Source organism: Rhizobium pantanalense (genome assembly GCF_030182525.1).
Classification (GTDB): domain Bacteria; phylum Pseudomonadota; class Alphaproteobacteria; order Rhizobiales; family Rhizobiaceae; genus Rhizobium.
The window spans coordinates 166,369-174,743 of record NZ_JAQJCH010000016.1 but is presented as its reverse complement, the minus strand read 5'-3'; the positions used below and the strand labels follow the sequence as shown (position 1 = coordinate 174,743).

Here is an 8,375-nt window from a genome sequence, read left to right as displayed (position 1 = left end):
GCTGGTGCGACAGGTGCATGGCGAGGACCTGTCGGGTCTGAATGCCGTGGTCATCGGCCGCTCCAACCTGTTCGGCAAGCCGATGGCGCAATTGCTGCTTTCTGCCAATGCGACGGTGACGACGGCGCATTCGCGCACAAAGGATCTCGCCTCCGTCGCGAGAGGTGCCGATATCCTGGTGGCGGCCGTCGGCCGTCCGCAGATGGTCAAGGCCGACTGGATCAAGCCTGGCGCCACCGTCATCGATGTCGGCATCAACCGGATCGCGGCACCTGAGCGCGGCGAGGGCAAGAGCCGTCTGGTGGGCGATGTCGCCTATGGTGAAGCATCCGACGTCGCTGCCGCCATCACGCCGGTTCCGGGCGGTGTCGGACCGATGACGATCGCCATGCTGATGGCCAATACCGTCATTGCCGCTTATCGCGCCGCGGGTAAGAAGCCGCCGAAATTCTAAACAGATATCAGTCGGCCGGTGCAACGCCGGTCGATGCGCGCACGATCAATTCCGCTTTCCATAGTTCCTGGGCCGGGAACGTATCCGTATGCTTGATTTCGCCGATCAGCCGCTCGGCGATGCGCACACCGGCGGCTCGCAGGGACGAGCGGGTGGTCGTCAGCGGCACGGTGAAGTTTTCTGGCTTGAGCAAGGTCAGCACGTCGTCGTGGGCGATCATCGAGATGTCCTCGCCAAGCCTGAGCTTTGCCTGATTAATGGCGCGAACGGCGCCGAGCGCCAGCACCGTACTCGAGCAAAGCACGGCCGTCGGGCGTTTGTCTTTCTCCATCTGCAGAATGCGTTCCATGACGAGCAGGCCCTGTTCGTCCGTCATCGGCGTATGGCTGACGCAGGCTTCGTCAAGCGCCAGGCCACGCTCGGCAAGGGCTGCATCCATGCCGTTCTTCCGGCGAATGGCGAAATCGAAATAGATCGGACCGTTCAAGAGGGCGAAGCGCCGGTGTCCGAGCTGCAGTAGCAGCTTCGTGGCGTCGTAGAAGGCGGCTTCATTGTCGATGTCGAGGAAAGGATAGTCGGGCTCGGAGCCTATGGAGCGTCCATGCACGAGGAAAGGCATGGATAGCGACTTCAGCATCTCCAGGCGCGGATCGTGACCACGCATATAATTGACGAAGAGGGCATCGACATTGCCGCTGGCCGCCAATCGCCTGAGGGCGCCGACTTCATCATTCGGATCCGCAGGCGTCAGGACGAAATGGAAGTCGTGCCGCAAGGCCTCTTCTCCCAGCCCCGTCAGGAACTCGCTGAAATGCACGTCCGAGGAATTGCCGGGCGAGGTCGGCATGACAAGCCCGATTGAGCCGGCCTTGCCAGTTGCAAGTCTTTGAGCTGCCTTATTGGGGCGATAGCCTGTTTCCCGAACCGCTTTGAGAACGCGCTCACGAGTTTCGCGATTGACTTCCGGATATCCGTTCAATGCCCGGCTAACTGTCGTCTGCGACAGCCCGAGCATGTGCGATAGCTGCTTCAGATTCACGGTGTTTCGGCTCCTCCAACTGCATGCCGCCACGATGCCGAGACAACCTCCCGAAAAGTCTCAGGCTTTCAAAGCGCTTTCAATTATGTAACAGCAGAAGTGTAGGAGACAAGATAATTAGTGAAAAATCGACATGCATTCTATGCTGCAGCGCGAGAATTGCTGCGCATATTGCCTGAAATCTGAAAATCGCTTGACTTTATCCTGCTCTCAATGGATGACAGGAGTAGCCAAAGCGCTTTGAGGAAATGGGCGCACGGCACAAAACGGTGCCTGGGCTCATGGGTTTCGTTATTTGGGAGGACAACCGCATGAAGAAAATGTTTCTGATGACCGTCGCTGCCGCCGCTCTGGTGGCCGGTACGGCGATGGCTGCCGATCTGAAATTCCAGCCCGGCCAGGACTCCAAGTTCAACTGGAAGAGCTATGACGACTTCAAGGCCGGCCATGCCGACCTGAAGGGCGAGACGCTGACCATCTTCGGCCCCTGGCGCGGCGAGGACGAGGCTCTCTTCACCAGCGTCCTGAACTACTTCACCGAAGCGACCGGCGTGAACGCCAAATATTCGTCCTCGGAAAACTACGAGCAGCAGATCGTCATCGACACGCAGGCGGGCTCGCCGCCGAACGTCGCCATCCTTCCGCAGCCGGGTTTGCTCGCCAATCTCGCCAGCAAGGGCTATCTGACGCCGCTCGGCGATGATCTCGCTTCCTGGGTCAAGACCAATTACGGCGCCGGCGACAGCTGGGTCGGTTACGGCACCTACAAAGGCAAGGACGGCAAGGACGCCTTCTATGCCTTCCCCTACAAGGCCGACCTGAAGTCGCTGGTCTGGTACGTTCCGGAAAACTTCGAGGAAGCCGGCTACAAGGTCCCGACGACCATGGAGGATCTGATCAAGCTTTCGGATCAGATCGTCAAGGACGGCGGCACCCCCTGGTGCATCGGCCTCGGTTCGGGCGGCGCGACCGGCTGGCCGGCAACCGACTGGGTTGAAGATCTGATGCTGCGCCTGAATACGCCGCAGGATTACGATCACTGGGTTGATAACTCGCTGAAGTTCAACGATCCGAAGGTCGTTGCCGCCATCGAGGAATTCGGCAAGTTCTCCAAGAATCCGAAATATGTTGCCGGCGGCGTTGCGGCCGTTGCCTCGACCGACTTCCGCGACAGCCCGAAGGGCCTCTTCACGGTTCCGCCGAAGTGCTACCTGCACAAGCAGGCATCCTTCATCCCGTCCTTCTTCCCGGAGGGTACCAAGCTCGGTCAGGATGCGGACTTCTTCTACTTCCCGCCCAGCGCCGCGCATCCTGAACTCGGTAAGCCGGTTCTCGGCGCCGGCACGCTGGCAGCCATCACCAAGGATTCGAAGGCCGCCCGCGCCTTTATCCAGTTCCTGCAGACGCCGATCGCCCAGGAAGTCTGGATGGCCCAGTCCGGTTTCCTGACACCGTACAAGTCCGTCAACACGGCTGCCTACGCCAATGACACGCTGCGTAAGGAAGGCGAAATCCTGACCACGGCCACCACGTTCCGCTTCGACGGTTCCGACCTGATGCCAGGCAAGATCGGTGCAGGGTCGTTCTGGACGGGCATGGTGGATTTCGTCGGCGGCAAGTCCGCTCAGGATGTAGCCGACGGTATCCAGAAGTCCTGGGACGCCATCAAGTAAGGCATCATAGCCCTATCGCCGCCGGCAACTCGCCGGCGGCGTCATGCAGCTCGTGACGGCCCGCCTCATGCGCGGCCGATGTCGTACGGGTGGGCACAAAGCAGGTCAATTCGGGGAGGGAATGGATGTTTTCGCAGATCGTATCGGCGATTGGCGCCATGATATTCGGCGTTGCCATTTGCGCCGCTTATTTTTGGTTCTCCAACAAGTTTCTGGACGTGATTTTCCCGGCACGGGAGGGTGACGACGTCCATCAGGCGGCTGTCAATCTTCGCCGCCGTGGCCTCATCCGCCCCTGGCTGTTCCTGGGGCCGGCCTTGTTCCTGCTCGTCGTCTACCTCGTCTATCCTGTCGTCGCGACCTTCATCCTGTCCTTCTACGGACCGGACGGCAGCAAATTCGTCGGCGGCGCCAACTATCTCTGGGCGCTCAACGACACCGAATTCCGCCAGTCGATCTTCAACAACATTCTCTGGCTTGCCGTGGTGCCTGCCGCCTGCACCTTCTTCGGCCTCGTCATCGCCGTCATGACCGACCGCATCTGGTGGGGCAACATCGCCAAGGCCGTCATCTTCATGCCGATGGCGATTTCCTTCGTCGGCGCCTCGGTCATCTGGAAGTTCATCTACGAATATCGCGGCGGCACCGACGCGCAGATCGGCCTTTTGAACGCCGTCGTCCAGTTGTTCGGCGGCACGCCCGAGGTCTGGATCACGATTCCGTTCTGGAACAATTTCTTCCTGATGGTCATGCTGATCTGGATCCAGACCGGCTTCGCCATGGTCATCCTTTCGGCGGCCCTGCGCGGCATTCCGGAGGAGACGATCGAAGCGGCCGTCATCGATGGTGCCAATGGCTGGCAGATCTTCTGGAAGATAATGGTGCCGCAGGTCTGGGGCACGATCGCCACCGTCTGGACCACCATCACCATTCTCGTCCTCAAGGTCTTCGACATCGTGCTGACCATGACCAACGGTCAATGGAACACGATGGTGCTCGCCAATCTGATGTTTAACTGGATGTTCCGTGGCGGCGGCGACAGTGGCCGAAGCGCCGTCATCGCGCTCGTCATCATGGTCGCGGTCACGCCGATCATGATCTGGAACATTCGCCGCGCAAATGCTGAGACGAAGGGGCGCTGACATGATTGGAAATCTCGGTCGCATCGGCCCCGCCCGCATTTTCGTTCACGCCGCGGTATTGCTCATCGTCCTGCTCTGGCTGTTGCCGACGCTCGGCATTTTCGTCACCGCGCTGCGCGACAAGGATCAGATCGTCGCTTCCGGCTGGTGGACGGCCTTTGCCGGCTCGTCGCGCACCACGGCAGCCCGCCTTGACGGTGCGGATAAGGCAAAACCTGATGGCGCAAATTTCGTGATATCAGGCACGCTCGCCGTCGAAGGCGGCGGCAAGATCCAGTCCTTCGGCCTGCGCGTGCAGGAGCCGGCAGCCTACAAGGCAGGCGCTCCCGCCGCGCTGGAAAATGGTGAGACGCTGACGATCGACTCCGACGGAAGCTATCGCTATCAGAAGAATGGCCCGTTCGAAGCCGATGCCCGGGCAAAGCGCGTCTATTTGACGGTCGCCACCCCGCCGCAATTCACGCTCGACAACTATCGCAACGTGCTGGGCGGCGAGGGTATCGGCCAGTCCTTCATCAATTCGCTGACGGTGACGATCCCCGCGACCGTCATCCCGATCCTGATCGCCGCCTTTGCGGCCTATGCGCTTGCCTGGATGGAGTTTCCCGGCCGCGCGATCCTGATTGCGCTCGTCGTCGGCTTGATCGTCGTGCCGCTGCAGATGTCGCTGATTCCGCTTCTGCGCATCTATAACGAGATTGGCCAGATGTTCGGCGTACCGTCGAAGACCTATCCCGGCATCTGGCTGGCGCATACGGCCTTCGGTCTGCCGCTCGCCATCTATCTGCTGCGCAACTACATTGCCGGCCTGCCGAAGGAGATCATCGAATCCGCCCGCGTCGACGGCGCCAGCGATTTCGACATTTTCGTCAAGATCATCCTGCCGCTGTCCTTCCCGGCGCTGGCCTCCTTCGCGATCTTCCAGTTCCTCTGGGTGTGGAACGATCTTCTGATCGCCATGGTCTTCCTCGGCACCGACAAGGATCACCTCGTGCTCACGGCCGCCCTCAACGCGCTGCTCGGCTCGCGCGGCGGCAACTGGGAAATCCTCACGGCCTCGGCCTTCGTCACCATCCTTATCCCACTCCTCGTCTTCTTCGGTCTGCAGCGCTATCTCGTGCGCGGTCTGCTCGCCGGGTCGGTGAAGGGGGGCTGATACAAAAACACGCACTTACTACAGGACCCACTCAGCATGAGCATTGCTCTTCAATCGGCTTCGGAAGTTGACAAGGACTGGTGGCGCGGCGCCGTGATCTATCAGATCTATCCGCGTTCCTATCAGGACTCCAACGGCGACGGTATCGGCGATCTCAAGGGTATCGCCGTCCGCCTGCCGCATGTCGCCTCTCTTGGTGTCGATGCGATCTGGATTTCGCCCTTCTTCACCTCGCCGATGCGCGATTTCGGCTATGACGTCTCCAATTATGAGGACGTCGATCCGATCTTCGGTTCGCTGGCCGATTTCGATGCGATGGTGACGGAAGCTCATCGTCTCGGCATCAAGGTGATGATCGATCTGGTGCTGTCACATAGCTCGGACCGCCATCCATGGTTTGTCGAAAGCCGCTCGAGCAAGAATAACCCGAAGGCCGACTGGTACGTCTGGGCCGATGCCAAGACGGACGGCACGCCGCCCAACAACTGGCTGTCGATCTTCGGCGGATCGGCCTGGGCGTGGGATCCGACCCGCATGCAATATTACCTGCACAATTTCCTGACCTCGCAGCCGGATATGAACCTGCATAATCCCGAGGTGCAGGATCGCTTGCTAGATGTCGTACGTTTCTGGCTCGACCGTGGCGTCGATGGTTTCCGCCTCGATACGATCAATTTCTACTTCCACGACAGGGAATTGCGCGACAATCCGGCGCTGGAGCCCTCGCGCCGCAATGCCTCCACCGCGCCGGCAGTCAATCCCTATAACTTCCAGGAACATCTCTACGACAAGAACCGCCCCGAGAACCTGGAATTCCTGAAGCGCTTCCGTGCCGTGCTCGACGAATATCCGGCGATTGCCGCCGTCGGCGAAGTCGGCGACAGCCAGCGCGGCCTCGAAATCGTCGGCGAATACACCTCCGGCGGCGACAAGATGCATATGTGCTACGCCTTCGAATTCCTGGCGCCGGATGCCCTGTCGCCGGATCGCGTCGAAGAGGTGATGAATGACTTCGATACGGCTGCTCCGGAAGGCTGGGCGTGCTGGGCCTTCTCCAACCACGACGTGGTGCGCCATGTCAGCCGCTGGGGCAATCTGGTGGCGGACCGCGATGCTTTCGCCAAGCTCTATGCGGCGCTGCTGCTGACCCTGCGCGGTTCCGTCTGCCTGTATCAGGGCGAGGAACTGGCGCTGACGGAAGCCGATCTCGCCTATCAGGACCTGCAGGACCCCTATGGCATCCAGTTCTGGCCGGAGTTCAAGGGGCGCGATGGTTGCCGCACGCCGATGGTTTGGGACAGCCAGGTGACACAAGGCGGATTCTCGACGGTTAAGCCATGGCTGCCGGTGCCGGTCGAACATATCCTGCGCGCCGTCAGCGTCCAGCAGGGCGATGAAAATTCGGTGCTGGAGCAGTACCGCCGCTTCCTTGCCTTCCGCAAGCAGCATCCGGCTTTCGCCAAGGGCGAGATTGCCTTTTCGGAGCCGCAGGGCGATGTGCTGATCTACACCCGCGCTTATGCCGGCGAGACCATTCTCTGCGCCTTCAACATGAGCCCTGTCGAAACGCTGGCAATCCTGCCTGACGGCAATTGGCAGGCGTTGACGGGACATGGATTTACCAGCAACAACTACGGCAACAAGATCGATATTCCGGCCTGGGGCGCTTACTTCGCGCGTCTCGCCTGACCTTTGGGAGGAGGAAGCATAATGACGGGACTTGTTCTGAAGGATATCAAGAAATCCTACGGCAGCGTGCATGTGCTGCACGGCATCGATCTGGAGATCAACGAGGGCGAATTCATTGTCTTCGTCGGCCCCTCGGGCTGCGGCAAGTCCACCCTGCTCAGGATGATTGCCGGGCTGGAGAGCATCACGGCCGGGGATATGATGATCGCCGGCCAGAAGGTGAACGAGGTGCCGCCGTCGCGGCGCGGTATCGCAATGGTCTTCCAGTCCTATGCCCTCTATCCGCATATGACCGTCTACGACAACATGGCCTTCGGCATGCGCATTGCCGGCGAAAGCAAGCAGGAGATTGACCGTCGTGTGCGGGCGGCGGCAGCGAGCCTGCAGCTCACGCAATATCTGGAGCGTCTGCCCAAGGCGCTCTCGGGCGGTCAGCGCCAGCGCGTCGCCATCGGCCGCGCCATCTGCCGCAACCCCAAGGTTTTCCTGTTCGACGAACCGCTGTCGAACCTCGATGCCGCGCTACGCGTCGCGACCCGCATCGAGATTGCCAAACTCAGCGATTCCATGCCCGAGACGACGATGATCTACGTCACCCACGACCAGGTGGAGGCCATGACGCTGGCCGACCGTATTGTCGTGCTGTCGGCCGGCCGTGTCGAGCAGGTCGGTGCTCCCCTTGAACTCTACGAGCGCCCGGCCAATCTGTTCGTCGCCAAGTTCATCGGCTCGCCGGCCATGAACATCATCCCCGCTACCGTGACCGAAACAGGCGCAACGACGACCGTGACGCTAACGGGCGGCAAGGCCGTGACGCTGGACGTACCGACGGAGGCGTCCGAGAAGGGCAAGACGGCGAGCTTCGGTGTGCGTCCGGAAGATCTGCGTGTCGCGACTGGTGACGACTATCTCTTCGAAGGCGAGGTCTCGATTGTCGAAGCGCTCGGCGAAGTGACCCAGCTCTATCTCGAAGGCCTGGTCGATGGCGAGCCGATTATCGTCAAGATCCCCGGCATTGCCGATATCCATCGCGGCCAAAAGATGCGTTTTACGGCCGACCGGCAGAAGCTGCATCTGTTTGATGCCGGCGGCCACTCCTATCGCAAGTAGCGGCTTACGGGGAACGTCGCCGGCTCAAGCAAAGGTGAACAACAAAATTCATCTTGGGCTGGCGCGTTCAAACCTTCTGTTAAAGACCGGCTGATAGTCTTCCCCTCATAAT

Annotated in this window: 6 protein-coding genes and 1 pseudogene; 6 read left to right on the top strand and 1 reads right to left on the bottom strand. The window is 60.4% G+C overall.

Features of this window, described 5'->3' with window-relative positions:
* A pseudogene (locus tag PH558_RS31035) lies at positions 1-454 on the top strand (bifunctional methylenetetrahydrofolate dehydrogenase/methenyltetrahydrofolate cyclohydrolase); the annotation flags it as partial.
* Between the two features lie 7 nt (positions 455-461).
* Here the strand turns inward: PH558_RS31035 and PH558_RS31030 are convergent.
* Positions 462-1,493, bottom strand: a complete 1,032-nt coding sequence (locus PH558_RS31030) for a substrate-binding domain-containing protein (protein ID WP_095433971.1) — start codon at positions 1,491-1,493, stop codon at positions 462-464.
* Positions 1,494-1,804: 311 nt separating this feature from the next.
* Between PH558_RS31030 and PH558_RS31025 the strand changes: the two genes are divergently transcribed.
* The 5 genes from PH558_RS31025 to PH558_RS31005 all read left to right on the top strand — a co-directional run bounded on the left by PH558_RS31025 (position 1,805) and on the right by PH558_RS31005 (position 8,263).
* On the top strand, positions 1,805-3,166 hold the full coding sequence (locus PH558_RS31025) for an ABC transporter substrate-binding protein (RefSeq protein WP_095436173.1): 1,362 nt from the start codon (positions 1,805-1,807) through the stop codon (positions 3,164-3,166).
* A 125-nt stretch (positions 3,167-3,291) separates the two neighbouring features.
* Entirely contained in the window at positions 3,292-4,308 is a 1,017-nt protein-coding gene (locus PH558_RS31020; protein ID WP_092709183.1) for a carbohydrate ABC transporter permease, read from the top strand.
* Position 4,309: 1 nt separating this feature from the next.
* Positions 4,310-5,464, top strand: a complete 1,155-nt coding sequence (locus tag PH558_RS31015; RefSeq protein ID WP_095433973.1) for a carbohydrate ABC transporter permease — start codon at positions 4,310-4,312, stop codon at positions 5,462-5,464.
* A 36-nt stretch (positions 5,465-5,500) separates the two neighbouring features.
* Positions 5,501-7,153, top strand: coding sequence for a beta-galactosidase BglA (gene bglA / locus PH558_RS31010; protein ID WP_285208174.1), 1,653 nt, complete (start codon positions 5,501-5,503; stop codon positions 7,151-7,153).
* A gap of 21 nt (positions 7,154-7,174) precedes the next feature.
* On the top strand, positions 7,175-8,263 hold the full coding sequence (locus PH558_RS31005) for an ABC transporter ATP-binding protein (protein WP_285208173.1): 1,089 nt from the start codon (positions 7,175-7,177) through the stop codon (positions 8,261-8,263).
* Positions 8,264-8,375: the final 112 nt, after the last annotated feature.